General features: G+C 38.0%; 13 protein-coding genes. 10 read left to right on the top strand and 3 right to left on the bottom strand.

The window, feature by feature from the left end; all coding sequences use genetic code 11:
* Window positions 1-239 precede the first annotated feature (239 nt).
* On the top strand, window positions 240-1,748 hold the full coding sequence (gene glpK / locus B806_RS0107385; RefSeq protein WP_017385778.1) for a glycerol kinase GlpK: 1,509 nt from the start codon (window positions 240-242) through the stop codon (window positions 1,746-1,748).
* A gap of 154 nt (window positions 1,749-1,902) precedes the next feature.
* Window positions 1,903-3,420: a glycerol-3-phosphate dehydrogenase gene (glpD, locus tag B806_RS0107380; RefSeq protein WP_017385779.1), complete on the top strand. Its 1,518-nt coding sequence runs from the start codon at window positions 1,903-1,905 to the stop codon at window positions 3,418-3,420.
* 41 nt (window positions 3,421-3,461) lie between these two features.
* On the opposite strand, the gene B806_RS0107375 is transcribed toward glpD, so the two are convergent.
* Complete coding sequence (locus B806_RS0107375; protein ID WP_002115528.1) at window positions 3,462-5,294, bottom strand: phosphoenolpyruvate carboxykinase (GTP); 1,833 nt, start codon at window positions 5,292-5,294, stop codon at window positions 3,462-3,464.
* Between the two features lie 391 nt (window positions 5,295-5,685).
* Between B806_RS0107375 and B806_RS0107370 the strand changes: the two genes are divergently transcribed.
* The 5 genes from B806_RS0107370 (at window position 5,686) to groL (ending at window position 19,722) form a co-directional block, all read left to right on the top strand.
* Window positions 5,686-6,624, top strand: coding sequence for a diacylglycerol kinase family protein (locus tag B806_RS0107370; protein WP_017385780.1), 939 nt, complete (start codon window positions 5,686-5,688; stop codon window positions 6,622-6,624).
* Window positions 6,605-7,363: a metallophosphoesterase family protein gene (locus tag B806_RS0107365; protein ID WP_017385781.1), complete on the top strand. Its 759-nt coding sequence runs from the start codon at window positions 6,605-6,607 to the stop codon at window positions 7,361-7,363. Before B806_RS0107370 ends, B806_RS0107365 begins: the two co-directional genes overlap by 20 nt.
* Before the next feature lie 304 nt (window positions 7,364-7,667).
* A complete protein-coding gene (gene blp1 / locus B806_RS0107360; protein WP_017385782.1) occupies window positions 7,668-17,498 on the top strand; it encodes a biofilm-associated Ig-like repeat protein Blp1 in 9,831 nt (3,276 codons plus the stop codon).
* Between the two features lie 240 nt (window positions 17,499-17,738).
* Window positions 17,739-18,029: a co-chaperone GroES gene (locus tag B806_RS0107355; RefSeq protein WP_002120604.1), complete on the top strand. Its 291-nt coding sequence runs from the start codon at window positions 17,739-17,741 to the stop codon at window positions 18,027-18,029.
* Window positions 18,030-18,087: 58 nt separating this feature from the next.
* Window positions 18,088-19,722 carry a chaperonin GroEL gene (groL, locus tag B806_RS0107350; RefSeq protein WP_002120607.1) on the top strand — a complete coding sequence of 545 codons (1,635 nt, stop codon included), beginning with the start codon at window positions 18,088-18,090 and terminating at the stop codon, window positions 19,720-19,722.
* Between the two features lie 172 nt (window positions 19,723-19,894).
* Here groL and B806_RS0107345 read toward each other — a convergent pair whose 3' ends face one another.
* The gene (locus B806_RS0107345) at window positions 19,895-20,269 is read right to left on the bottom strand and encodes a diacylglycerol kinase (RefSeq protein ID WP_002118962.1); all 375 of its coding nucleotides are present in this window, start codon (window positions 20,267-20,269) and stop codon (window positions 19,895-19,897) included.
* Window positions 20,270-20,375: 106 nt separating this feature from the next.
* Between B806_RS0107345 and B806_RS0107340 the strand changes: the two genes are divergently transcribed.
* On the top strand, window positions 20,376-21,338 hold the full coding sequence (locus B806_RS0107340; protein WP_017385783.1) for an MBL fold metallo-hydrolase: 963 nt from the start codon (window positions 20,376-20,378) through the stop codon (window positions 21,336-21,338).
* Window positions 21,339-21,382: 44 nt separating this feature from the next.
* On the opposite strand, the gene B806_RS0107335 is transcribed toward B806_RS0107340, so the two are convergent.
* Window positions 21,383-22,525 carry a glycerophosphodiester phosphodiesterase gene (locus tag B806_RS0107335; RefSeq protein WP_017385784.1) on the bottom strand — a complete coding sequence of 381 codons (1,143 nt, stop codon included), beginning with the start codon at window positions 22,523-22,525 and terminating at the stop codon, window positions 21,383-21,385.
* 263 nt (window positions 22,526-22,788) lie between these two features.
* On the opposite strand from B806_RS0107335, the gene B806_RS0107330 reads away from it, so the two are divergent.
* Both B806_RS0107330 and B806_RS0107325 read left to right on the top strand, forming a co-directional pair.
* Window positions 22,789-25,884 (top strand): multidrug efflux RND transporter permease subunit, encoded by a 3,096-nt coding sequence (locus B806_RS0107330; protein ID WP_017402804.1) that lies wholly within the window; start codon window positions 22,789-22,791, stop codon window positions 25,882-25,884.
* Window positions 25,885-25,957: 73 nt separating this feature from the next.
* Window positions 25,958-26,533: a DUF4112 domain-containing protein gene (locus B806_RS0107325; protein WP_017402803.1), complete on the top strand. Its 576-nt coding sequence runs from the start codon at window positions 25,958-25,960 to the stop codon at window positions 26,531-26,533.
* Window positions 26,534-26,546 lie beyond the last annotated feature (13 nt).

Here is a 26,546-nt window from a genome sequence, read left to right as displayed (position 1 = left end):
ATTTATGTGATTTCAAATTAGCCGATCAGCTCACTTTTATAATATTGTGGGGATCTTTAGCATATTATTTTTTTCCAAGTAGTAAAAATTGATAAAGAATGAGTAGAGTTTGGGCGAAGAAAACCTATACCCCTTAAAAATAATGATATATTCCAAAGAAAATTTTAAGTAAATATAGTTAGGCATGATGTCTTGGCATTGTGGACTAGATGTGTGTGAATAATGAAAGGGACATTCAGATGTCAAATTGCCCGAAAAAATATATTGTTGCTTTTGATCAGGGAACAACAAGCTCAAGAGCAATTGTTTTAGACCATGATGCTAACGTTGTCAGTATTGCTCAAAAAGAATTTACTCAGATTTATCCTCAGCCTGGCTGGGTTGAGCATGACCCTATGGAAATTTGGGCTACGCAAAGTGCTGTTTGGGTAGAAGTTTTAGCTCAAGCAGGCATTAAGAGTGAACAAGTTGCAGCAATTGGGATTACAAACCAGCGGGAAACTACAGTTGTTTGGGATAAAAAAACGGGCAAGCCTATTTACAATGCGATTGTTTGGCAAAGCCGACAGACGACTGAAATATGCAATCAATTGCATAAAGAAGGATGGCAAGAATACATTCGTAAAACAACGGGGTTAGTGATTGATCCGTATTTTTCGGCTACAAAAATTAAATGGATATTAGACCATGTTGAAGGAAGTCGTGAACGTGCTGAGCGAGGAGAATTGTTGTTCGGTACGGTGGACACTTGGTTAATCTGGAAACTAACCAATGGTGCTGTTCATGTGACTGATTTTACCAATGCTTCAAGAACTATGCTTTTTGATATCGAAAAACTTGAATGGGATGAAAAACTTTTACAAGTTTTAGATATTCCTCGAGTAATGCTACCCGAAGTGCGTAGCTCATCTGAGGTTTATGGATATACACATACCATAAGTGGGCAAGAAGTTGGTATCCCCATTGCAGGAATCGCAGGTGATCAACAAGCCGCACTGTTTGGTCAAATGTGTGTTGAGTCTGGTCAGGCAAAAAATACCTACGGCACAGGCTGTTTTCTATTAATGAACACAGGTAAGAAGATTGTCCGGTCAGAACATGGATTACTAACTACTATTGCATGTGGTGCGAGTGGTGAGGTGAACTATGCCTTAGAGGGCGCCGTGTTTAATGGTGGTTCTTGCGTGCAGTGGTTACGCGATGAATTAAAAGTCATTAAGAATGCTAAAGACTCTGAGCTTTATGCAACACGTGTGAAAGACAGTAATGGTGTATATGTTGTACCTGCTTTTACAGGGTTAGGCGCACCATATTGGGACCCAACAGCGCGTGGAGCTATTTTTGGACTTACTCGTGGGGCTAGTATTGAACATATTATTCGCGCAACTTTAGAGTCTATTGCTTTTCAAACCCGAGATGTTTTAGATGCAATGCAGCAAGATGCAGAAGAAGAGCTCCGTACACTCCGTGTTGATGGGGGAGTAACGGAAAATAATTTCTTAATGCAATTTCAGGCTGATATTTTAGCGACACCAGTAGAACGTCCAATAATGAAAGAAACTACTGCTTTGGGTGCAGCTTTCCTTGCTGGGCTGGCGACGGGTTTCTGGCAAGATCTACATGAGTTAAGAAATAAATCTGCCATAGAAAAGGTATTTGAGCCAAAAATGTCTTCTGAGCAATCTGAGATGATTTATAAGGGTTGGCTCAAGGCAGTTAAGCGTAGTCAAAGTTGGGCTGAGGATTAATTCGTTCTTTAACTGGTTGAATTCAATAGTAGGGTAATCAATTAACGGTTAAATACTTGGTTATTTAAAATTGATTATTCTACTTTTTTGATTGTTGTTTCATCAATTTGGTGTTTTAATTTTTATAAGATCAACAATAAAAAGAAAATGAGAAATGACAGTACAGCCTAATGATTATTCAAAAATATATGATATTGCCGTAATTGGTGGCGGTATTAATGGCGTCGGTATTGCTAATGATGCAGCAGGCCGTGGACTGTCCGTATTTTTATGTGAAAAAGATGATTTAGCTAGCCACACCTCATCTGCTAGTAGCAAATTAATCCATGGCGGTCTGCGCTATTTAGAACATAAAGAATTTCGACTGGTTAGAGAAGCCTTAGCAGAGCGAGAAGTGTTGTTGGCTAAAGCTCCACATATTATTAAACCAATGCGCTTTATTATGCCTCATCGACCACATTTACGTCCTGCATGGTTAATTCGTGCTGGACTGTTTTTTTATGATCATTTGGGAAAACGAGAAAAACTATTAGGATCAAATCTGATTTACTTCAAAGAAGATAGTCCTTTAAAACCAGCTATCACACGTGGCTTTGAATATTCTGACTGTACTGTAGATGATGCACGTCTTGTGGTGTTAAATGCATTACAGGCCAAAGAGAAAGGTGCCAAAGTCGTAACGCGTACGCGTTGTATTAAAGCTTATCGGGAACAAGAGTTGTGGCATCTGGAGTTACAAAGCGGAGCAGAGTTTTATCAGGTACGTGCACGAGCTTTAGTGAATGCGGCAGGCCCTTGGGTTGAAGAAATTATTAGTGAAAATCTGAAGCTAAAATCACCCTATCGAATTCGGCTGATCCAAGGAAGTCATATTGTTGTACCAAAATTATATGACTGCCATAAAGCCTTCATTATGCAAAACGAAGATCGACGCATCGTGTTTGCAATTCCGTATTTAGAAAAATATACACTGATTGGTACGACCGATCAGGAATATACAGGTGATCCACAAAAGGTAGAGATCACAGAGGTAGAAATTGATTACCTCTTAACAGTGACCAATTCACATTTTAAAAAGCAGTTAACTCGAGCTGATATTGTAAGCCAGTACTCGGGTGTACGTGCTTTATGTGATGATGAATCTGATAATCCTTCAGCGATTACACGTGACTATACTTTGGCATTACAGGCTGAACATAAAAAAGCACCTTTGTTATCTATATTTGGCGGCAAGATCACGACTTATCGGAAACTGGCAGAGGCTGCTTTAGAAGATCTATCCCCGTTTTTTAGTAATATGGCAGAGGAGTGGACTGCAGATGAGCCATTACCTGGCGCTGAAAACTGGACAACACTAGATGATTTAACGCATCAGATTCATTCACGTGTAAGTGGAGTTTCTGACTCACTTATCAACCGTTGGGCGCATGCATACGGCACAAAAGTCTGGAATATGGTTCGAGAGAGAAATGCAATAGAGCAATTAGGCCAGAATTTTGGACATGATTTATTTGAATGCGAAGTCAAATACTTATGTGAATATGAATGGGCAACTACTGCTGAGGATATATTGTGGCGTAGAACAAAACTAGGTCTGGCATTTGATGAAAAACAAATAAAAGTATTAGAAGTTTATTTATCTGAGCGTCGACAAAAAGATGATGCCGCATAATAAAAAAGGTCGCATATAGCGACCTTTTTTATATATAGCAATTAGAAGCCAGTTTTTACAGCTTCAAGTAAAGCTGCTTGACGTTCTTTTAATGCTTTCGGTAAGCGATCACCGAGTTTATTAAATAAATCAGTGTGGCTTTCAATTTCAGTAATCCACTGATCTTTATCTTGAGCTGTGATTAGGTCAAATTCTTCTTTAGAGAATTCAGTACCTTCCCAGTTCAAGTCGTCATATGTTGGAACAAGGCCAATTGGTGTTTCAACAGCGTTTGCACGACCTTCACAACGATCAATGATCCACTCAAGAACACGCATGTTTTGACCGAAACCAGGCCATACGAAGTTGCCTTCAGCATCACGACGGAACCAGTTTACATTGAAGATTTTTGGTAATTTATTACCAGCTGCTTCAGCTTTTGTGCTTACTTGTTGACCAAGGCTTAACCAGTGATCAAAGTAGTCAGCCATGTTATAGCCAGCAAATGGAAGCATCGCGAATGGGTCACGACGAACGATACCTTGTTGACCAACAGCAGCAGCAGTAGTTTCAGAACCCATAGTTGCTGCTTTATATACACCGTCAACCCAGTCGAAAGCTTCAGAAACTAAAGGAACTGTATCTGCGCGGCGACCGCCGAAGATAAATGCAGAAATTGGAACGCCTGCTGGATTTTCCCAGTCAGCATCAATAGAAGGGCATTGACCAGCTGCAACAGTGAAGCGAGCATTTGGATGCGCTGCTTTTTCACCATTTACATGAGGTTGACCTTTCCAGTTAGTTAAGTTTGTTGGAACTTCTTTAGAAAGACCTTCCCACCATACTTGACCATCTTCAGTTACCGCTACGTTTGTATAGATAACATCTTTATGAAGAGTTGCCATACAGTTCGGGTTAGTCTTGGTGTTTGTACCAGGAGCTACACCGAAGAAACCAGCTTCAGGGTTAATCGCATATAAACGACCATCTTCACCTGGTTTGATCCAAGCAATATCGTCACCTACAGTTTCGATTTTCCAACCTTCATAACCTGCTGGTGGAATTAACATTGCAAAGTTTGTTTTACCACATGCAGACGGGAATGCTGCAGCGATGTAGTGTTTTTCACCTTGAGGGTTAGTTACACCAAGAATAAGCATGTGTTCAGCTAACCAACCTTGTTCGCGTCCCATGACAGAAGCGATACGAAGAGCTAAACATTTTTTGCCAAGTAATGCGTTACCGCCGTAACCAGAACCGAAAGACCAGATTTCACGAGTTTCTGGGTAATGAACGATATATTTTTCAGGGTTACATGGCCAAGCAACATCTTGTTGACCTTCAGCAAGTGGAGCACCTACTGTATGTACACAAGGAACAAACTCGCCGTCTGTACCTAATACGTCATAAACTGCTTTACCCATACGTGCCATTTTACGCATGCTAACAGCAACGTAAGGAGAGTCAGTTAACTCAATACCGATATGAGCAATATGGCTACCTAAAGGACCCATTGAGAAAGGAACAACGTACATTGTACGGCCTTCCATTGAGCCTTCAAATAAACCATTTAATTTTTCACGCATAACAGCTGGGTTTTCCCAGTTGTTTGTCGCACCAGCATCTTCTTTATTTTGAGAGCAGATGTAAGTACGGTCTTCAACACGTGCAACGTCAGATGGGTCAGAATTTGCAAGATAAGAACCAGGATGTTTTTCTTGGTTTAATTTCTGCATGGTGCCGTTAGCGATCATCAAGTCGATTAGACGTTGATACTCTTCTTCGCTTCCGTCACACCATTCGATTTTTGCTGGTTTGGTTAAGTTTGCAATTTCTTCAACCCATGCGATAAGCTTAGGATGACGAACGAATTCTGGTGCGTTCACTGTGGTCATGGTGAGGCCTATTCAAAATATGTACAACGTACAAGTCATTCATTGAGAGGTACAATGAAAGATCAAATAAAAAAGTGGCTGTATTAAAGCACAAAATCATAAAAAAAATAAGACTAAAGACTAAGAAATAGATATTTTACTTTTTTATATTTTTCTCATTTAAATCATTAACTTGTAGTTTTTTACAATATCTTATTATCAATATTTTTATGTTGTATGTATGTTATTTATATTATTTATTTCCTTAAAAATCAATATCTTGATTCTTATTTTTTTCTTGAGAATTATTATTGATTAAACAAATGATCTTCATTCAAAATTTACATAAAGAGACTTTTATTAGGCGTTTTTATATACAATATTCAGGATGAATCCCTCTAAGATAATAAAAATGCGGACTTTAAAACCTCTCTCTATCATTTATAACCAAAAGTCGGGTTTTCATGCGTCAAAACATGAAGATATATATGAACAGTTAATGACCGTGTTCACCGAATTTGGTTTTGAAATACAAGTTTTTGAATTAGCGGAAGATGTTTCTTTTGATGATTTGATGAGTCAAGTAATTCATCGGCATAGCCAAAATACAAACTTAGGTGTTGTTGTTGCAGCGGGTGGGGATGGAACATTAAATGCGGTAGCATCAAAACTTAGACATACTCATATCCCTATGGGAATTTTACCTTTGGGAACTTTTAATTATGTCGCTAAAGTTTTAGATATTCCCTTAGATTTGTTAGAAGCTGCTGAAGTCATCGCTACAGGTACACCACGCTCTGTACATATTGCGACAATTAATGACCATGTTTATTTAAATAATGCGAGTCTAGGACTTTATCCATTATTTATAAAGAAACGTGAGCTTTATAATAAATATTTAGGACGCTTACCTTTACATGCCTATACCTCAGCGCTGGATGTTTTATTAAGAGAAAATAAATCCATGAAACTTTCCGTCACAGTTGATGGGAAGAAATATCCAGTCAAAACCCCTTTAATTTTCTTTGGTAATAACCAGTTGCAGTTGTGTGATATGAAATTAAGAATTGCCGAATGTGCAGCACAAGGTCGAGTCGCTGGAGTGGTCATTACGAAAAGTGATAGGCTTAGTTTATTAAACATGTTGTGGCAGTGGATTCAAGGTAAAGTAGAAGAGACACAAGATGTTTATAGTTTTTGTGCAGATCATGTGGTCGTAGATTGTGCAAAAAGGTCAAAACTTACAGTAGCTTTAGATGGTGAAATATTAGAGATGAAAGCACCTTTAAATTTCTCTGTAGAAAAGAATGCTTTAAATATTATGGTGCCAAATGTTGTTACATCTGTCTGATCTGCATTTTGGAACAGAAGTTGAGGCATGTTTAGATGCAATCCGACTTTTTTGCACTCAACATAAACCTGAAGTCATTGTGGTGAGTGGTGATATTACTCAACGTGCCCGATATCAACAGTTTTATAAATGCCGTCAGTTTTTAGATAGCCTTAATATTCCTTATCTTGTTGTTCCTGGTAACCACGATATTCCGTTGTACCATGTCTGGAACCGTTTTTTTTCACCATTTACTCGCTACCAATATTTTTTTGGCCAGCTTGAACCGACTTTAGAAACTGAACATTTTTATATTGTTGGGGTGAATAGTATTCGCCGTCGTTATCATACTCGTGGACATATTTCGATTGAGCAAATTCAAACTACATATGAGCGATTACAGCAAGCGCCAGCGGATAAAATCAAATTAGTTGTTTTCCATCAACCTTTTTATACTCCACCTGATGATGAGCATGGTATTAAAGATTGTCCTGTATTAGGAAAAATGGCACTCGAAAAATGGAGTACAACGGGACTATTTGGAATGTTACACGGGCATTTACATAAAACCGCTGTATATGATTTAACGCAAATTTATCAGTTAAAGATAAATCATCCTATTTATGATATTCATGCAGGAACAGCGACTTCTAGTCGTTTGCATTATCATGTTCCAAATAGTTTTAATGTCATTTCAAATGAAGGAGAAATTAATCATTATTGGTTTAATTACGATTTAAAGATTTTTCAATTAATTTAATTTATAAAAATTCTATAAGACATTTAACTTAAGAGTAGATTGATAAAATTTTATCCATTACAATGCCTAAGCTTTAAATTCTATATATGGGGAATAGGAAAACATTCTAAATGTTTTATCATTTTAAAAATAATATTAATGGATACATAAAAAATTTTTAACTATATAAAAAGCCGCGATTTAAAGTAGCTACAATAAGGGTTTAGTGTTTTATGATAGTTAATAATATTTAATTAAAATGAGTATCTATTTATCTTAATATTTTAGAATAACTTAATAATATTTAAAATTTCATGGTGGAAAAATGGTACAAGTATCATTAATGGCAAATAATGCTTCAAAAAATAATACAGTTGATATTAATGTAGGCCAGACAAAAAATATTGTAGTAAATCCTAAAGAAGTCGCAAAAATCGATATAAATCCAGAAAAAATTTCTTCAATAACAAGAGAAGGAAACAGTGCAATTGTTCATCTAAAAGATGGAACTGAAATTGTTTTAGAAAACTATTTTATTAGCGAAAACCCGCAAATTCTTTTAAATGAAGGGCAGAGTTATTGGGCTGCTAATCTGGGAGAAGATGCTAGCGGACAGACCACTGTTAATTATTTAGAATTAAAAGATACGCCAAAGCTTATTGATAGTTCATCTTCTGTACCCCTCTGGTCGTGGGTAGTCAGCGCTTTAGCAGGAGCCGGAACAATTGCTTTATTGTCTCGGAACGATTCTAAAGATACGACGCCTCCTGAGCCAGGTACTTTGAATTTCAATAATTTTTTAGATTATGGGGGGGCGACAACCGACCAGATTACTCAAGATAAAAACTTTAATTTAAAGCTTGAAGGACAGGAAAGTGGAAGCCGAGTAACATATTTGGTCTCTACCGATGAAGGAAAAACTTGGCAAGAGACAACGGTCGCTCAAAAAGATTTAACCGATGGCGTTTATCTCTACAAAGCTGTAGTAATGGACCGAGCGGGAAATGCATCGGAAACTGCTATACAAAAAGTCGTTGTAGATACTACCGCACCGCAAGCAGGCGAACTGACTTTATCTGCTTTGGCTGATACGGGTATTTCGGCAACCGACCAGATTACGCAAGATAAAAACTTCAATTTAAAGCTTGAAGGACAGGAAAGTGGCAGCCGAGTAACGTATTTAGTTTCTATCGATGATGGAAAAACTTGGCAGGAAACAACAGTTGCTCAAAAAGATTTGGCTGATGGTATTTATCAATTTAAAGCTGTAATAACCGACGTTGCGGGAAATACATCAGAAACCGCTATACAAAAAGTTGTTGTCGATACAACAGCACCGCAAGCAGGCGAACTGACTTTATCTGCTTTGGCTGATACGGGCATTTCGGCAACCGATCAGATTACGCAAGATAAAACTTTTGATTTAAAGATTAGCGGACAAGAAGTGAATAGCGAAATCACTTACTGGATATCTAAAGATGAAGGAAAGACTTGGCAGGAAACAACAGTAGCTCAAAAAGATTTGGCTGATGGTGTTTATCAATATAAAGCAGTGGTAACCGACGTTGCGGGAAATACATCAGAAACCGCTATACAAAAAGTGGTTGTGGATACCACAGCACCGCAAGCAGGTGAACTGAGTTTATCTGATTTAAGTGATACAGGTGTTTCGGCAACCGATCAGATTACGCAAGATAAAATTTTTGATTTAAAGATTAGCGGACAAGAAGTAAATAGCCAAATCACTTACTGGATATCGAAAGATGATGGAAAGACGTGGCAGGAAACAACATTAGCTCAAAAAGATTTAACCGATGGTGTTTACCAATATAAAGCTATAGTTACAGATGTTGCAGGCAATACATCAGAAACCGCTATACAAAAAGTCGTTGTGGATACAACAGCGCCGCAAGCAGGTGAATTAACTTTATCTGATTTAAGCGATACGGGTGTTTTAGCAACGGATCGGATTACGCAAGATAATAATTTTACTTTGAAGCTAGCTCAACCGATTGTAATCGGAGAGCAAGCTGCTTTATTAGACCACTATGAAGTCTCTACCGATGAAGGAAAAACTTGGCAGGAGACAACAGCTGATCAAAAAGATTTAGCTGATGGAAGTTACCTCTATAAAGCTGTAGTGACAGACCTCGCAGGCAACACATCAGAAACTAGTGTGGAAAAGGTAATTATAGATAATTCTTTAAATATTGAATCAACTACAGTAACTGTAAAGTCGATTACTGAAGACAATATAATAAGTCTAGTTGAAAAAGATCAAGTTATTTCTATAAGACTAGACGTAGATAATCTACCAACAGACTTAAATAGCTCACTGACCTCAGTAAATACGACTTTAAACGATGTTGTTTATAACTTTCATTTTGATGAAGTCACCCAAGAATGGGTTAGCGAAATTCCAGCAGAGTTTCTGTGGTCAGAAGAATCGCAAACCAATATATCAATTGATATTAGTCTTACTGATCAAGCTGGCAATACAGCCATTATTAAACAGACCCAAAATTATAATGTAGATCATACTCCAAATTCGCCAACTCTAGATTCACTAACTTTCAATAATATAGATGGAGCTATCATTTCAGGTAGCGCATATAAAGGAAGTAAAGTTGATATCTACAATAAAAATGGTGATTGGCTTGCAACTACAATAGCTAATGAGGAGGGTAAATTTACTTTACAAGACCTTTCTATTAGTACTAATCAAGAAATTTATGCGGTCGCTACTTATAATGGATACAGCAGTGAAAATTCGTCAATTAGCCTAGTTACTGAAGTTCCTGCTATTAGTATTACAAGAATTAGTCCAGAAGGTGTGATCACTGGTTATGCGACCGAAGGCAGTCATTTTATTGTAAAAGATCAGAATGGAAATATTCTACAAGAGTTTAACTCCATTGCATTTGAGGGTTCAGGTATTACGCCTTTTAGTGTAATGGCATTAGGTGAGGTCAGACCATTTACTTTGACCCTCAACCAACCTTTAGAGGAAGGTACTCAAATTATTATCTCTACAGATAAAGATAATATTTCAGGCCATCCACAATATATTACCGCAGACTATACTCCAGCAGTATTTTTAGAAACTCCACAATTTGATATTAGTGGTGAAACTTTATCAGTACATGTTAATGAGCCGAACAGCTTTATTCGTGCATTTTCTGGAGAGGGCAATTTAATTGCTACAGGTTTTACCGATGAACAAGGCTTTGCAAGTTTACAGGTATTCCAATTTTTAAAAGAAGGTGAGTCGGTTACCGTACAAGTAGTAGATAAAAATCAAAATACGAGTGAAGCCCTAATCGAAGTTCCAAACTTTGCTTATATTCCATATGTTGAACGTATTACACAAGAAGGCTTAATTTCTGGGTTTGCTGAAGATAATAGTACAGTAATCGTGCGTGATGCTGACGGTAATGAATTAGGAAAGGTTATATTAGGTGATGACAATAGTTGGAATGAATTTAGTCATTTTAGCTTGAGTGTAAACCGACCTTTAATTGATGGAGAGCAAATTTCCGTTCAAATTATTGATAATAAAGGGTTGATGAGTCCTGAGCAGAATATCATTGTAGATCTGACTCCTCCACCTGTTCCAACAGATTTAAATTTCAATGATGCTGGTGATTTAGTTTATGGCCATGCAGAACCTTTCTCTGAAATTTTAGTTAAAGATGGGCAAGGAAACATTCTTAATAAATGGTTCTGGAATAACTGGACTGATGAGAGTGGAAGTTTTTCGATAGAACTAGGTATGTTTTTAACTAATGCTGAGACGGTTTATGTCACGGCTACCGATGTGAATGGAAATGTAAGTTTAGCAGCGCAGATACAGGCGCCTAATTATGCTTTTGCCCCCCATGTAGATAGCTTTACTTCGGACGGAGTGATAAGTGGACAAGCTGAAAATAATAGTACTCTTATTGTTAAAGATGCCAAAGGTGAAGTCGTAGCTGAAATTAAAGTCGGTGAAGATAACGGTTGGAATGGATCAAGTTATTTTAAACTCCAGCTTGACCGCCCTCTTGTTGATGGTGAGCAGTTTTTCTTATCAATTAAGGATGCTCGTGGGCAAGTAAGCACCGATACTGTAATTACCGCTGATACGGTTGCTCCTACACCAGCCAGCAATTTAGTTTTCTCAGAAGATGGTTCATATCTTACAGGCGTAGCAGAACTGAATACTACGATTCAGGTTTTTGATCATAATGGTCAGCTCGTGAATATATGGAATAACACCATAAACTCGGATGGTACATTTACTATTTTCTTAGGTAGCAATAATTTACATGGTGAGGCATTCACGGTCACAGTTAAAGACCAAGCTGGAAATGTGAGTGAAGCTGTTTCAATAAATGCTCCACTTGATGATATTGCACCGGATCCAATTAAAAATATTTTACTTGATGCAAACGGTCAAAACTTTACAGCACAAGCAGAAGCAAATAGTCAGATTGAAGTTTTTGATTCATTAGGTAATCAGACGGGTTGGGGCTCTACAGATAGTGCTGGTAATGTCTCAGGCTTTTTCAATCAAATCTATTTACATAGTGAAGAGCTTACTTTTGTTGTCATAGATCGAGTTGGTAACCGTAGTATCGAATTTAAGCAAAATGCTTTAATTGATACCATTGCACCAAATCCGATTGCAAATATCATCTTCAACGAAGATGGCCAAAGCTTTACAGCTCAGGCAGAAGCTGGAAGCTCTATTGAAATAGTAGATCAGGCTGGAAATAAGATTACTACTAGTTATACCGATAGCTTAGGTAATGTATTTGGTTATTTCCCGCAAGTTTACTTACATGGTGAGGAACTTACTTTTGTTGTAGTTGACCGAGCGGGTAACCGTAGTGCAGAGGTCAAGCAGAGTGCTTTAACTGATGATATCGCACCAAATCCGATTGAAAATATTGCATTAGATATCAATGGACAGAGCTTTACAGCTCAGGCTGAAGCAAATAGTCAGATTGAAATTAAAAATACCAATGGTGACATTATTGGTTATGGATCAGCAGATAGCACAGGCAATGTTTCTGGTTACTTGTATCAGGTCTATTTACATGGCGAAGAGCTTACTTTTGTTGTCGTTGACCGAGCGGGTAACCGTAGTACAGAAGTTAAGCAGAATGCTTTGATTGATGAGATTGCACCAAATCCAATTGAAAATATTGTATTCGACTCAAACGGACAGAACTTTACGGCGCAAGCAGAAGCAAACACTCAAATTGAAGTCAAAAATGCAGCGGGTGAGGTCATAGGTTCAGGTTATGTAGATGGCGCTGGTAATGTGTCAGGTTATTTATATCAAGTCTATTTACATGGAGAAGAACTTACTTTTGTTGTCGTTGACCGAGCGGGTAACCGTAGTGCAGAGATCAAGCAAAACGCTTTAACTGATGATATTACACCAAATTCAATTGAAAATATTGTACTTGATGCGAACGGACAGAACTTTACAGCTCAGGCAGAAGCAAACACTCAAATTGAAGTCAAAAATGCTGCTGGTGAGGTCATAGGATCTGGTTCAACCGATAGCATGGGGAATGTTTCAGGTTACTTATATCAAGTCTATTTACATGGAGAGGAACTCACTTTTGTTGTAGTTGACAAAGCGGGGAACCGCAGTACAGAGGTCAAGCAGAATGCCTTGATTGATGATATTGCTCCGAACGCGATTGAAAACATCATTTTCAATGAAAATGGTCAAAACTTTACAGCGCAAGCAGAAGCAAATAGCAAAGTTGAAGTTAAAAATGCTGTGGGTGAGCTTGTAGGTACTGGTTATGTAGATAGTGCTGGTAATGTCTCGGGTTACTTGAATCAAGTTTATTTAAAAGGTGAGGAACTCACTTTTGTTGTAATTGATCAAGCCGGTAATCGTAGCGTCGAAGTAAAACAAACAGCCTTTCTTGATAATACGGCACCAGAAAATGCGACTAATTTAGTATTTAGTGAAGATGGTTCATATCTAACTGGTATGGCAGAACCCAATGCTACGATTCAAATATTTGATCAGAATGGTCAATTGGTAAATCAGTGGAATAATAATGTTAATTGGGATGGAACATTTAACATCTCTTTATACAGTAACTACTTGCATGGCGAAGAGTTTAAGGTAGTTGTAGTAGATCGGGCTGGTAATTTGAGTAGCGCGGTTACTGTAAAAGCGCCACTTGATGATACTGCTCCCGCGGCTGCGAGTAATCTCACGTTCAGTGAAGATGGTTCATCCCTTTCGGGTGTAGCAGAGCCAAATACTTTCATTCAGATTTTAGATCAAAATGGTCAGCAAGTGAATATCTGGAACTACAGCGTAAACGCTGATGGTACATTTACTATTTCTTTCGGTACCTACAATTTACATGGTGAAGAGTTCACAGTCACTGTTAAAGATCGAGCTGGAAATGTGAGTGAAGCTGTTTCGGTAAAGGCTCCACTTGATGATATTGCGCCAAATCCGATTAAAAATATTGTACTTGATGCGAACGGTCAAAACTTTACAGCACAGGCGGAAGTAAACAGTCAGATTGAAGTTTTTGACTCATTTGGTAATCAGATAGGTTGGGGCTCTACCGATAGCACTGGTAATGTGACAGGTTACTTCTATCAAGTCTATTTACATGGAGAAGAATTAACTTTCGTTGTCATAGATAGAGTGGGTAATCGCAGTGTCGAACTTAAGTTAAATGCTTTGGTGGATACCATTACGCCAGATCCAATTGAAAACATCATCTTTGACGAAAATGGGCAAAATTTTACGGCACAAGCAGAAGCCAATAGTTTTATTGGTGTTAAAAATGCTGCGGGTGAGTTTGTCGGTTATGGTTATGTCGATAGCACTGGTAATGTGACAGGCTATTTCAATCAGGTTTATTTAAAAGGTGAGGAACTCACTTTTATCGTTATAGATAAAGCAGGTAATCAAAGTGTCGAGTTTAAGCAAAATGCTTTAATTGATGATATTGCACCAAATCCGATTGAAAACATCGTCTTGCATGAAAATGGTCAAAACTTTACAGCGCAAGCGGAAGCAGATAGTCGAATCGAAGTTAAAAATGCTGTTGGTGAGGTTGTAGGATCTGGTTCAACCGATAGCATGGGTAATGTTTCTGGTTACTTGTATCAGGTCTATTTACATGGCGAAGAGCTCACTTTTGTTGTCGTTGATCGAGCGGGTAACCGCAGTACAGAGATCAAGCAGAATACTTTGATTGATGATATCGCACCAAATCCGATTGAGAATATTGTGCTCGACTCACACGGTCAAAACTTTACGGCGCAAGCAGAAGTAAATACTCGGATTGAAGTCAAAAATGCTGCGGGTGAGGTGATAGGTTCTGGTTATGTAGATGGTGCTGGTAATGTGTCAGGTTATTTTAATCAAGTCTATTTACATGGAGAGGAATTAACTTTCATCGTTGTAGATATAGCAGGTAACCGAAGTGTTGAGGTTAAACAAAATGCTTTAATTGATGATGTGGCACCGCCAGCTGCTGCAAATATTACATTAGCCTCAGACGGATTGCTTTTTGGTGAGGCTGAACCAAATACAACTGTTGAAATTATTGATCAATATGGTGCAATTATCACAACGATGTATGTTGGATATGATGGAAAATTCTATCAATGGATCAATCTGAGTCAATACCAGACACAAAATTTAAGTATTGTTGTCAAAGATCAAGCAGGTAACCGCAGTGAAGTTGTACATGAATTAGTACCACTATTTACCAACTCGCCAATTACTGCAACAGAGCTAAAACTGGATATAGATGGTCATATTCTGACAGGGAAGGCGACAGCAGGAATGTCGGTTGTAGTTACATCTACCGATGGTCAGACCATTAACGGAGGGTGGAATAATGCTGTGAATGAAGATGGTAGTTTTGCTATTGAGTTAAATGACTATTATGTACAAGGACAGACATTACAAGTTCGAGTTTATGACCAGAATACGAATCAATATAGCCTAATCACTGAAATTATTGCGCCTTTAGACAATATTGCTCCAGTAATTAATGAAGTGGTAATTAACAATGATGGTTATGGTATTACTGGGCAAACTGATTCAAAAGCAATCATTCAGGTAATGGATGCGGATGGAGATTTACGAGCAGAATTTCAAGCGGATGAGACTGGATATTTTAACGCTAGTATTTATCCACCTATATTACGTGGAGAGCAGTTATTCATCACTGCGATAGATTTAGCCAAAAATATAAGTAAGCCATTTAATATTACTTTTAATGCAGATACTAATGCACCGCCATCAGCAGAGCATATTGTGGTATCTGAAAATGGTTTTTTTATTGAGGGAACCGCTGTAGCAATTAGTACTGTGCATATTTTTGATGTGCATAGTAACCATGTTGCCACTAATGTTGCAGATGAAGCTGGAAACTTTAATATTCAGTTGTATCCACCTCTAGCGAGTGGACAAATTTTACGCATTGTTGTGGAATACAATGGGTATCAAAGTGCTTACACCGAAATTACGGCACCTATAGACACTGTCGCACCAAATGCAGCAACTCAGCTTCTCTTAGAAGATGGAAATGTACTTTCAGGACAAGCGGAAGCATATTCAATTGTTAATATTTTTGATGCTAATAATAATTTGGTTGGTCAGACTAATGTTGGAAGTGATGGTGCTTTCTTAACACACCTATGGTATGAGTATTGGCATGGCGAAACATTAACGGTAAAAGTAGTTGATGCCAATCAAAATGTGAGTGTGGGGACAACGATTGTTGCTATAAATGATACGGTAGTTCCAGATGTAGTTACGCAGCTTGCTATAGATGAATGGGGTTCGCTCACAGGGAGGGTAGAAAGTTATGCTACTGTTGAGCTTACCTATCATTTTACTGACCAACCGCTTTCTGTAACGAGCACTACAGCATTGGCAAATGGAATGTTCTTTATCTATCTGGATAGAAATGCAACTTCACTTGACCTTACTGTTATTGATCGTGCTGGAAACCGTAGTGAAACCATTAGCCAAATAATTAGTGATTTACCGACTGTTATTATTGATCACTTTAAAGGTGATGCTACAGATAATACTTATAACATTGATACTATAGATGATTTTGTTCAAGAATATATTGTTGAGCCGTATGCAATATATAAAGACGTCTGGATTGATAATAGCTATATGTATTCAGATTGGGTCATTGAAGGCCATTATGAACAGATATGGTTTGTTGATGGATATTATGAATCGCAATGGGCCACAAGTGGTTATTCAACTGTACAAAATATTTATCAAAATCAAAATGGTATAACTTATATTGATAATGGCACGGCAGATAGCGATTATAGTCGATATGAACAACAATATTATGATTTCGTGAATGGCCAATGGCAAGAAGGCTATGAATTAACTTATATACGTTCAGAAGAAGGATGGGTTGATACAAGTCATTATGAAGATGTTTATATTGATACAAGTCATTATGAAGAGGTTTGGGTAGATACTAGCCACTATCAAGATATTTGGGTAGAAAATAGTTATTGGGAGAGTCAACTTGTTGAATCTGGCCGTAGAGATGTGGATTTAGGCGGGCATGATAAAATTATCAGTTCTGTTAATTATAGTTTGGTTGGTTTATATCAAACAGTAAATGATCCAACGACTGTAGATTCGTTTTTGGAAAGCGGTCGTTATGTAGAAGACTTGGAGCTGGTTGGTTCTGCTCATCTAAATGCAACAGGCAATACTTTAGATAATCTTTTAACAGGTAACTCTGGTAATAACGTTTTGAATGGGCGTGAAGGTAATGATACCTATATGACTCATGAAGGTGCTGATACCATTCTGTTCCAATTGCTAAATAGCCAAGATGCGACTGGCGGAAATGGACATGACACGGTGTTAGATTTTACTTTAGGTGAAGTAGGAATCGATGCTCAAGCTGACAAAATTGATTTAAGTGAACTATTAATTGACTATTCTAAAGATGTGAGCACATTAGCGAAATTTATTACTGTAGAGCAAGGTGCTGGAAACACGACTATTAGTCTTGACCGAGATGGCGAAGGTACAATATTTAGTAGTGTGTCATTGATAACTTTAAATCAGGTAAATACGACATTAGATGAGTTGTTGAATAATCAGCAACTCTTTGTTTAACATTAAAATTTATCTTTATAAAAGAGGCTATGAAAATAGCCTCTTTTATTTTGTGCTTTAAATTTAATAAAAACTCTTCACAACCTGTTAAAAAATGACCAAAAAAGATAAGTTTTTTTTCATTTTCCCCTTGAAGCCTTTTTTTTCATCCCCACAAAAGTGACATCTAAATATTTTGTTATTGCTCTGGATTAAAGCAATAACGATTAATCAAAAAGACTTAGTCTGATGGAGTTAATTATGAGCAACATTCGTCCATTACATGATCGCGTTGTAATTCGTCGCGTAGAAGAAGAAACCAAAACTGCTGGTGGTATTTTACTTCCAGGTTCTGCTGCTGAAAAACCATCTCAAGGTGAAGTAATTGCAGTAGGTAATGGTCAAATCACTGAGAATGGCGTACGTGCTTTGGATGTTAAAGTTGGTGACAAAGTATTGTTTGGTACTTATGCAGGTACAACAGTGAAAGTAAGTGGTGAAGAACTCTTAATCATGAAAGAGTCAGACATTTTAGCTGTGTTGGAAGGCTAATCAATCCATAACTCAATTCATTATCAGATTCAGTATTTAAAAAGATTCGGAGTTTAATATGTCAGCTAAAGACGTAAAATTTGGTGATTCAGCTCGCTCAAAAATGATTGCAGGCGTAAACGTACTTGCAGATGCGGTTAAAGTGACTTTAGGCCCTAAAGGACGTAACGTTGTTATCGATCGTTCTTTCGGTGCTCCGCATATTACTAAAGACGGTGTAACTGTTGCTAAAGAAATTTCATTAAAAGACAAGTTTGAAAACATGGGTGCTCAACTTGTTCGTGAAGTTTCTAGCAAAACTAACGACATCGCTGGTGACGGTACGACAACTGCAACTGTACTTGCTCAAGCAATTTTAAATGAAGGGATCAAATCTGTAACTGCAGGTATGAACCCAATGGATTTAAAACGTGGTATTGATATCGCAGTAAAAACTGTAGTTGAAAATATCCGTTCAAATGCAAAACCAGCTGACGATTTCAAAGCGATCGAGCAAGTAGGTTCTATCTCTGCTAACTCTGATACTACTGTTGGTAAACTTATCGCTCAAGCGATGGAAAAAGTAGGTAAAGAAGGCGTAATTACTGTAGAAGAAGGTTCTGGCTTCGAAGACGCGTTAGACGTTGTAGAAGGTATGCAGTTTGACCGTGGTTATATCTCTCCGTACTTCGCAAACAAGCAAGATACTTTAACTGCTGAACTTGAAAACCCATTCATCCTTCTTGTTGACAAGAAAATCAGCAACATCCGTGAATTGATTTCTGTTTTAGAAGCAGTTGCAAAAACTGGTAAACCACTTCTTATCATCGCTGAAGATGTTGAAGGTGAAGCGCTTGCTACACTTGTAGTAAACAACATGCGCGGTATTATCAAAGTATGTGCTGTTAAAGCTCCTGGTTTCGGTGACCGTCGTAAAGCAATGCTTCAAGATATCGCAATCTTGACTGGTGCAACTGTTATTTCTGAAGAAGTTGGTATGTCTTTAGAGCAAGCAACTCTTCAAGATTTAGGTACTGCGCACAAAATTACTGTTTCTAAAGAAAACACTGTTATTGTTGATGGTGCTGGTGATGCTGCTGGTATTGCTGAGCGTGTTCAACAAATCCGTGCTCAAATTGAAGAATCTACTTCAGAATATGACCGTGAAAAATTACAAGAACGCGTTGCTAAATTAGCAGGCGGTGTTGCTGTAATTAAAATCGGTGCAGCGACTGAAGTTGAAATGAAAGAGAAGAAAGACCGTGTAGATGACGCGCTTCATGCAACTCGTGCAGCAGTTGAAGAAGGTGTTGTTGCTGGTGGTGGTGTTGCTCTAGTACGTGCTGTTAATGCACTAGATGGCTTAAAAGGCGCTAATGAAGATCAAACAGCAGGTATCAACATTTTACGCCGTGCGATCGAAGCTCCACTTCGCCAAATCGTTGCAAACGCTGGTGATGAGCCATCTGTAGTGATCAATGCTGTTAAAGGTGGTGAAGGTAACTTTGGTTACAACGCTGCAACTGGTGAATATGGCGATATGTTAGAAATGGGTATTCTGGACCCAGCTAAAGTAACTCGTTCTGCTCTTGAGCATGCAGCTTCTGTTGCTGGCTTAATGTTAACTACAGAATGTATGATTACTGACATTCCTGAAGATAAACCAGCTGTTCCAGATATGGGCGGTATGGGTGGTATGGGCGGCATGATGTAATAACGCATCAACGCTTTAACCAAAAAATCCCTGCTTATGCAGGGATTTTTTATTTTTCACGTAATTTTAAGAAATAATTAAGTTCCATTATTTATATTAAAAACAGGAACAGCAGCTAGAAGTTCCTCTTTTGTTACAACCATGCTTATTTACTTGTAGGCATGGTTTTTTTTTAACCTAATAAAATAATTAACCATGTAATAGCAATGATAGAGAGTGCAACAAATTGGGCAGCACTTCCCATATCTTTTGCATTTTTAGAAAGCTGATGTTTTTCAAGTGAGACTCGGTCAACCACAGCCTCAATAGCAGAGTTGAATAGCTCAACAATCATTGCAAAAAGACATACAATAATCAGTAACACATGCTCACTACGGCTCACATCAAGAAAAAAACTAACCGGAATCAAAATAATATTAATCAAAACAATTTGGCGAAAAGCTGCCTCATTTTTATAAGCTGCTTTAAATCCTGAAATAGAGTAGCCCGTTGCATTTAATATGCGCTTAAGACCGCTTTTACCCTTATAGGGAGAATAGCTATTCATATACTTATATTTCTGACACTTTTCATGCATTATATAATTTGGGTCTTAAAAAATTATTAAATCTTTTTTAAAGATTTCGACTTTATAACTCAATAGAGAAGAAAAGATGAAAAAATTATGTGTAGCGTTGGGCCTTGCAATTGGAAGTATCCATGCAAGTTATGCTGAGCCAACAGCAACCCCGCAAGTACCAGGATATTATCACCATCAATTTGGAAACTACCGCGTAACCTCTTTACTTGATGGTACGATTTATTTAAATCCTGATTTATTCAAAAATTTAAATCAGGCCCAGAAAACTAAAATCTTAACGAAATATGCTGCTGTTAATGAAAAAGGGATTCAAACCTCGGTAAATGCATTTTTAGTTGATGATGGAAAAAGCTTAACGCTTGTAGACAGTGGTGCAGCAAGTTGTTTTGGCCCGCAACTTGGCTCGATTGCAAAAAATATTGAATTGGCTGGTTATAAGCTTGCTGATGTAAAAACTGTTTTACTTACTCATCTACACCCAGACCATGTATGCGGTATTGCTCAAAATGGAAAAGCCGTATTTCCAAATGCAACTGTATATGCACATGAGCGTGAAGCTGATTACTGGTTAAATCCAGCTTCTGAAAAAACAGTACCAGCAGACAAAAAAGAAAATTATTTGGGTACTGTTAAAAACGTAAAAACTGCTCTTGCTCCATACCAAGCAAAAAAAGCATTCAAGACATTTAAAGACGGTGATGTTATTCAAGGTTTTGAAGTGATCGATACGCGTGGTCATACACCAGGCCACCATAGCTTCCGCTTAAAAAGTAATGATCAGCAAATCATTTTTGTTGGAGACATTGTCCACTCACATTCATTGCAATTTGATGCTCCAAAAACTGGGGTAGATTTTGATGTGAATTCTGAGCAGGCGATTAATACACGTTTAAAAATGTTTGCTGAAATTTCAAATAAGCAACAATGGGTTGCCGCACCACATTTACCATTTCCGGGCATTGGCCATGTTTATAAAGTAAATGCTGAGCAATATCAGTGGATCCCACTTTATTTTGATAATGTTGTAGAGAAATAAAAAAACAGGGCATTTATTGCCCTGTTTTTTGTTAGAAACTTTATTTATTTTGCAGCTTTTTCAAAATTAATAACGGCTTCACGGCCAAGTGCTGGGTCATCTGTAAATACACCATCAACACCAGCTTTAAAATAGGCTTCAAACTCTTTTAAAGCACCAGATGGACAGCGCTCCGCTGGTTTATCTTGACTGCACTTTAAATGCGTTGGTAAATAATAATTTTCTGGGCGGAAAGTATAAGGATGTACTTTTAACCCAGCTGTATGTGCATCAGTGATAAACGAAGTTGTTTGAACTGAGCCACTGTCATTAAAGTTAAGAATATAGCCTTTGCTTGGCCCTACACCGTTTGCATATTTAGCCACGTCTTTTAAGCCTTGTGCTGTGGCTAAATCGGCATAAGTTTTAGTTTCGCCAGATTCAACGAAGTCGGCTGGTTGAGAGGTTTTAGCGTCATATAATTGAATGATTTGTGCATGTTTAATCGTTTTATGAAGGTCGAGCTGATCTTTTAAATATTTTAGATTACTCACTTCAAAAGACTGTAAATAGACAGGTGCAATATCACGTGTATATTCGTATTTGGCTAAGGTTTTAAGAAGGGTATCTTCCATTGCCAGTTTCTGATTTTTAAAGTAAGTCGGATGTTTGGTTTCAATATATAAACCAATAATTTTTCCCGTTTTCTTATAATTTGCTTCAGCCAGTTCAATCACTTGCTCTAGAGTCGGGACAGGGTAGAGGTCATTATAGGCTGTGTTTGCTGGACGGAACTCTGGAATGCGTTCACGCGCTTTAAGCTGCTGTAATTCACTTAACGTGAAGTCTTCTGTAAACCAGCCTGTTAAGTCTTTACCATCAATATTTTTTGTTGTTTTACGATCTGCAAACTGGCTTAAAGTGCTTACATTGGTTGTTCCACCAATCTCATTTTCATGGCGAGTAACCAATACGCCATCTTTTGTAGAGACTAGATCAGGTTCAATGAAATCTGCGCCATCATCAATCGCTTTTTGATATGAAGCTAATGTGTGTTCAGGACGCAAAGCGCTCGCGCCGCGATGTCCTACCACTAAAATTTTAGGAAGTTGATATTCTGGTGTGGTTGGTGAGTTTTCAGTTTTATCGTCATCATTACAACCAACCAAGCTAATTAAACTTAAGCATAAAAGTGCTCTTTTAAACATAATTCTACTCATATTGTTTTAGTCGAAACGTATTTAGTCTGATGATTGAACTTGACGTGATCATGAAGAATTCATGAATTTTCAGTGACACTTGTTAAAACCTTGTTTATGGGTTTGTAGGAAATGCCAGTTCTTGCTTTGTTTTTGTTCTAATTGCATTTATTGTGTTAATTCTACTTGTCTTTTTTATATCGCTCGTTGATGATCAAGAGGGCAAATTTGGTATTGCCATCTGTTAATTGACGACCTAATTCTGAGCAGCCATGCTATCTAAATTTTTTATTCAGCGTCCCATTTTTGCCAGTGTACTCGCAATTATTGTTATGGCATTTGGTATTTTCTCGGTGCTGAATTTACCCGTAGAGCGCTATCCTGATATTGCCCCTCCTAAAATTACAGTCTCGGCAAGTTATAGTGGTGCGGATGCACAAACGGTTGAGCAAAGTGTTACTCAGATTTTAGAACAACAAATACAAGGTATTGATAATTTACTTTATTTCAGCTCTACCAGTGATTCATCAGGACGTAGCCGAATTACTATTAGTTTTGATAATGGAACAAATCCAGATACAGCACAGGTCCAAGTACAAAATAGTATTAGTGGCGTCATAAGACGCTTACCCGATGAAGTACAACGCCAAGGGGTGACCGTGAGTAAGTCACTCGGCGATACTTTTATGGTGGTAGGCTTATATGACTCAACTGGTAAATCGGGCAATATTGAGCTATCGGACTATTTAACTACGCATGTGGTAGATGACCTGAACCGTATTGAAGGGGTGGGTGAGTCTGATGTTTTCGGTTCGCAATATGCGATGCGAATCTGGCTAAATCCAGAGAAATTAAAGCAATATAATTTAATGCCAAGTGATGTAGCGAATGCAATCACTGCTCAAAATACACAAGTTGCCGCAGGTGCAATCGGTGATTTACCTGTCATTGATGGACAATATTTAAATACGAAAGTCACCGCAGGATCTCGACTAAAAACAGTCGAAGATTTTAAAAATATTGTAGTGAAAGCAAATCAAACAGCGAGCTATGTCTACTTAAAAGATATTGCTAGAGTCGAGTTGGGTGCAGAAAATTATCAGTCTTTTAACACCATTAATGGTTATCCGGCCGCTGGTTTAGGCATTTCACTATCTTCTGGTGCAAACGCGATTCAGACCTCTAAACTCATCCATCAAACTCTAGATCAGCTTACAACCAAGCTACCTGCTGGCTATAAAATTGTTTATCCACGAGATAATACGCCGTTTGTTCAAGAGTCTATTAAAGAAGTTGTAAAGACGCTTATTGAAGCCATTATTTTAGTTATTTTGGTGATGTTCCTATTCTTGCAAAGCTGGCGCGCTACACTCATTCCGAGTATTACCGTTCCTGTTGTTATTTTAGGAACTTTTGCTGTTTTATATGTGCTCGGTTTTAGTATTAACACCTTGACGCTGTTTGCATTGGTGCTCGCCATTGGTTTGCTAGTAGATGATGCGATTGTGGTCGTTGAGAATGTTGAACGGCTCATGCATGAACAGCATTTAACGCCGAAAGAAGCAGCCATTGAGTCGATGGGCGAAATTAGTGGTGCCTTAGTCGGAATTACATTGGTTTTAACGGCCGTTTTTATTCCAATGTCGTTTTTAGGTGGTTCAATTGGCGTAATTTACCGTCAGTTTTCCATTACTTTAGTTGCCGCTATGGCGTTATCACTCGTCGTGGCATTAGTCTTAACACCCGCTTTATGTGCTTTAATTTTAAAACCGAATCCAGAGCCTATGCGCTGGGCAGTTTGGTTTAATAAAAAAATTGATCAACTTAAAAATCAATATATAAAAATCGTTCAAACAAGCATTCGCTACAGTAAATCGGTTATCGTGATTTTTGTGGCTTTGATTGCTGTTTTTGCACTGTTCTATAGTGGTTTAAAAAGTGGATTTATTCCTAAAGAAGACCAAGGCATTTTAAGTGTTCAAATTAAGCTTGTTGATAGTGCGCCAATCTCGCAAAGTCAGAAAATTGGAGAACAAGTCCGCCAATATTTCTTAACTCAAGAAGATAAGAATGTAGATCTGGTTTTAATCCGCTATGGCCGAAATTATTCTGGTACAGGCCAGAACTTGGCTCAAGGATTTATTGCCTTAAAACCTTGGGATGTGCGTACTGGAAAAGAAAATTCAGCTGACGCTATACAAAAGCGTGCGATGAAATATTTCAGTCAATTCAATAATGCACAAATTAATGTGACATTACCTGCTTCAGTCAATGGTTTAGGCCAAACAGATGGTCTGGATTTATGGATTCAAGATTTAAATGGCCAAGGGCAAGATTTTCTAGATAACACCTTCCGTCAGTTGCAAACACAGAGCAAAAGCTATTCAAGTTTTGAAAACTTTGATAAGCAATCTACTAACAGTAAAGCAAACCTCAATATCAAAATTGATCAGAAACAAGCATTAGCAAATGGATTAGAGCTACCCGCGATTAACAACACTTTGTCGAGTGCGTGGGGTGGAACGTATGTAAATGACTTTATTGACCGTGGTCGTATCAAGCGTGTCATGATTCAAGGTGATGCCCAGTTCAGATCAAAACCGGAAGATTTATATAATTGGTCTGTACGTAATAACCAAAATGAAATGGTACCTTTTAGCTCATTTGCTAACTTCAGTTGGGGCGGCGCTCCTGAAATTGTAAAACGTTATATGGGTTATAGTGCCTTACAGCTTCAAGCAGATGTTGCAAGTGGTAGTAGTTCAGGTCAGGCAATGAAAGATGTTGAACAACTCGTAAATCAGCAAAAAGACGTTGGCTTGGCATGGACAGGTTTATCTTTTGAAGAGCAAAAGTCGACAAATCAGGCCGTCTGGTTATATTTAATCTCGGCAGGCTTTATCTTCTTATGTTTAGCTGCTCTATATGAAAGCTTGAGCATTCCAGCCGCTGTGATGACCTCTATTCCACTTGGTGTAGGAGGAAGTGTCATATTCTCTTATCTTTTTGGACTGCCCAATGATGTGTATTTCCAAATTGCACTGTTAACCACAATTGGATTGTCATGTAAAAATGCCATTTTAATTGTTGAGTTTGCTGCCTTGGCTCAGGAAAAAGGTCAGAATGCAATTGAAGCAGCTTTAGAAGGCGCAAGCTTACGTTTAAGACCGATTTTAATGACTTCTTTGGCCTTTGGTGCAGGTGTAATTCCTTTGGTCTTTGCACAAGGCGCAGGGGCTGTAAGCCGTCAAGAAATCGGTATTAGTATTTTAGGTGGCGTAATGTTCGGTACAGTACTGGTTCTTTTCTTTATTCCAGTCATGTACGTGTTACTGCGTTCGCTGTTTAGATCGAAAACTACTAGTTAAAAGTAAACGATTTAAAAAGAGGTATTAAATCAAGTATATTAAGATTAACTTTCTCTTCATATATTTGATTTAAATGCCTCAAGAAAAAAAATTAACAGAGCAACAGGTCATCGCACTAGAACGAGATCTGGCCAAGTTTGCAACCATGATGGATAGTGCGGTTCGCATTCCTTTTACAAAGCAGGGCATTGGTGCCGATGCTGCGCTGAGTACGATTCCAATTGCAGGTGATGTCGCTGGTTTCGCATTGACCTGTTATGCCATCTATAAAGCCAAACAAATTGGTGTGCCTCAGCATAAGTTGACTCCAGTCATCAAACTAGCAGTTGTAGATGCTGTAGTCGGATTTGTTCCTGTGGCTGGGACTATTTTTGATATTTTTATAAGACCCAGTCGAAAAGCACTAGATGTAGTTCATACGCATATACGCGAAGAATATGCGATTCAGAGTGATATTCATGTCGTTCATCCATACTTACATGAAAAGCTCGAAAAGAAGCAGCAGAACTCAGCTTTCTGGCGAAATCCTGTTGTCAGTTGGTTATGGTTGCATATTCCCGATTTAGTAGGTGTGCTTGTACTGCTTTTAATTGGATTAGCTGTTTGGTGGGGCACAAGTTACCTGTGGGGTGTCTATCAAGCCATGTAATAAAAAATAAAGC

It is taken from the genome of Acinetobacter sp. TG2027 (genome assembly GCF_000302435.1).
Lineage (GTDB): Bacteria > Pseudomonadota > Gammaproteobacteria > Pseudomonadales > Moraxellaceae > Acinetobacter > Acinetobacter pittii.
This window is presented reverse-complemented; position numbering and strand designations above follow the sequence as displayed.

What these genes read in the sequence shown, in the direction of transcription:
- B806_RS0107355 (WP_002120604.1), top strand. Translation starts at nt 17,739, where the DNA reads ATGAGCAACATTCGTCCATTACATGATCGCGTTGTAATTCGTCGCGTA.
- B806_RS0107330 (WP_017402804.1), top strand. Translation starts at nt 22,789, where the DNA reads ATGCTATCTAAATTTTTTATTCAGCGTCCCATTTTTGCCAGTGTACTC.
- B806_RS0107325 (WP_017402803.1), top strand. Translation starts at nt 25,958, where the DNA reads ATGCCTCAAGAAAAAAAATTAACAGAGCAACAGGTCATCGCACTAGAA.
- glpK (WP_017385778.1), top strand. Translation starts at nt 240, where the DNA reads ATGTCAAATTGCCCGAAAAAATATATTGTTGCTTTTGATCAGGGAACA.
- blp1 (WP_017385782.1), top strand. Translation starts at nt 7,668, where the DNA reads ATGGTACAAGTATCATTAATGGCAAATAATGCTTCAAAAAATAATACA.
- B806_RS0107375 (WP_002115528.1), bottom strand. Translation starts at nt 5,294, where the DNA reads ATGACCACAGTGAACGCACCAGAATTCGTTCGTCATCCTAAGCTTATC.
- B806_RS0107335 (WP_017385784.1), bottom strand. Translation starts at nt 22,525, where the DNA reads ATGTTTAAAAGAGCACTTTTATGCTTAAGTTTAATTAGCTTGGTTGGT.
- B806_RS0107370 (WP_017385780.1), top strand. Translation starts at nt 5,686, where the DNA reads ATGCGGACTTTAAAACCTCTCTCTATCATTTATAACCAAAAGTCGGGT.
- groL (WP_002120607.1), top strand. Translation starts at nt 18,088, where the DNA reads ATGTCAGCTAAAGACGTAAAATTTGGTGATTCAGCTCGCTCAAAAATG.
- B806_RS0107345 (WP_002118962.1), bottom strand. Translation starts at nt 20,269, where the DNA reads ATGAATAGCTATTCTCCCTATAAGGGTAAAAGCGGTCTTAAGCGCATA.
- B806_RS0107365 (WP_017385781.1), top strand. Translation starts at nt 6,605, where the DNA reads ATGTTGTTACATCTGTCTGATCTGCATTTTGGAACAGAAGTTGAGGCA.
- glpD (WP_017385779.1), top strand. Translation starts at nt 1,903, where the DNA reads ATGACAGTACAGCCTAATGATTATTCAAAAATATATGATATTGCCGTA.
- B806_RS0107340 (WP_017385783.1), top strand. Translation starts at nt 20,376, where the DNA reads ATGAAAAAATTATGTGTAGCGTTGGGCCTTGCAATTGGAAGTATCCAT.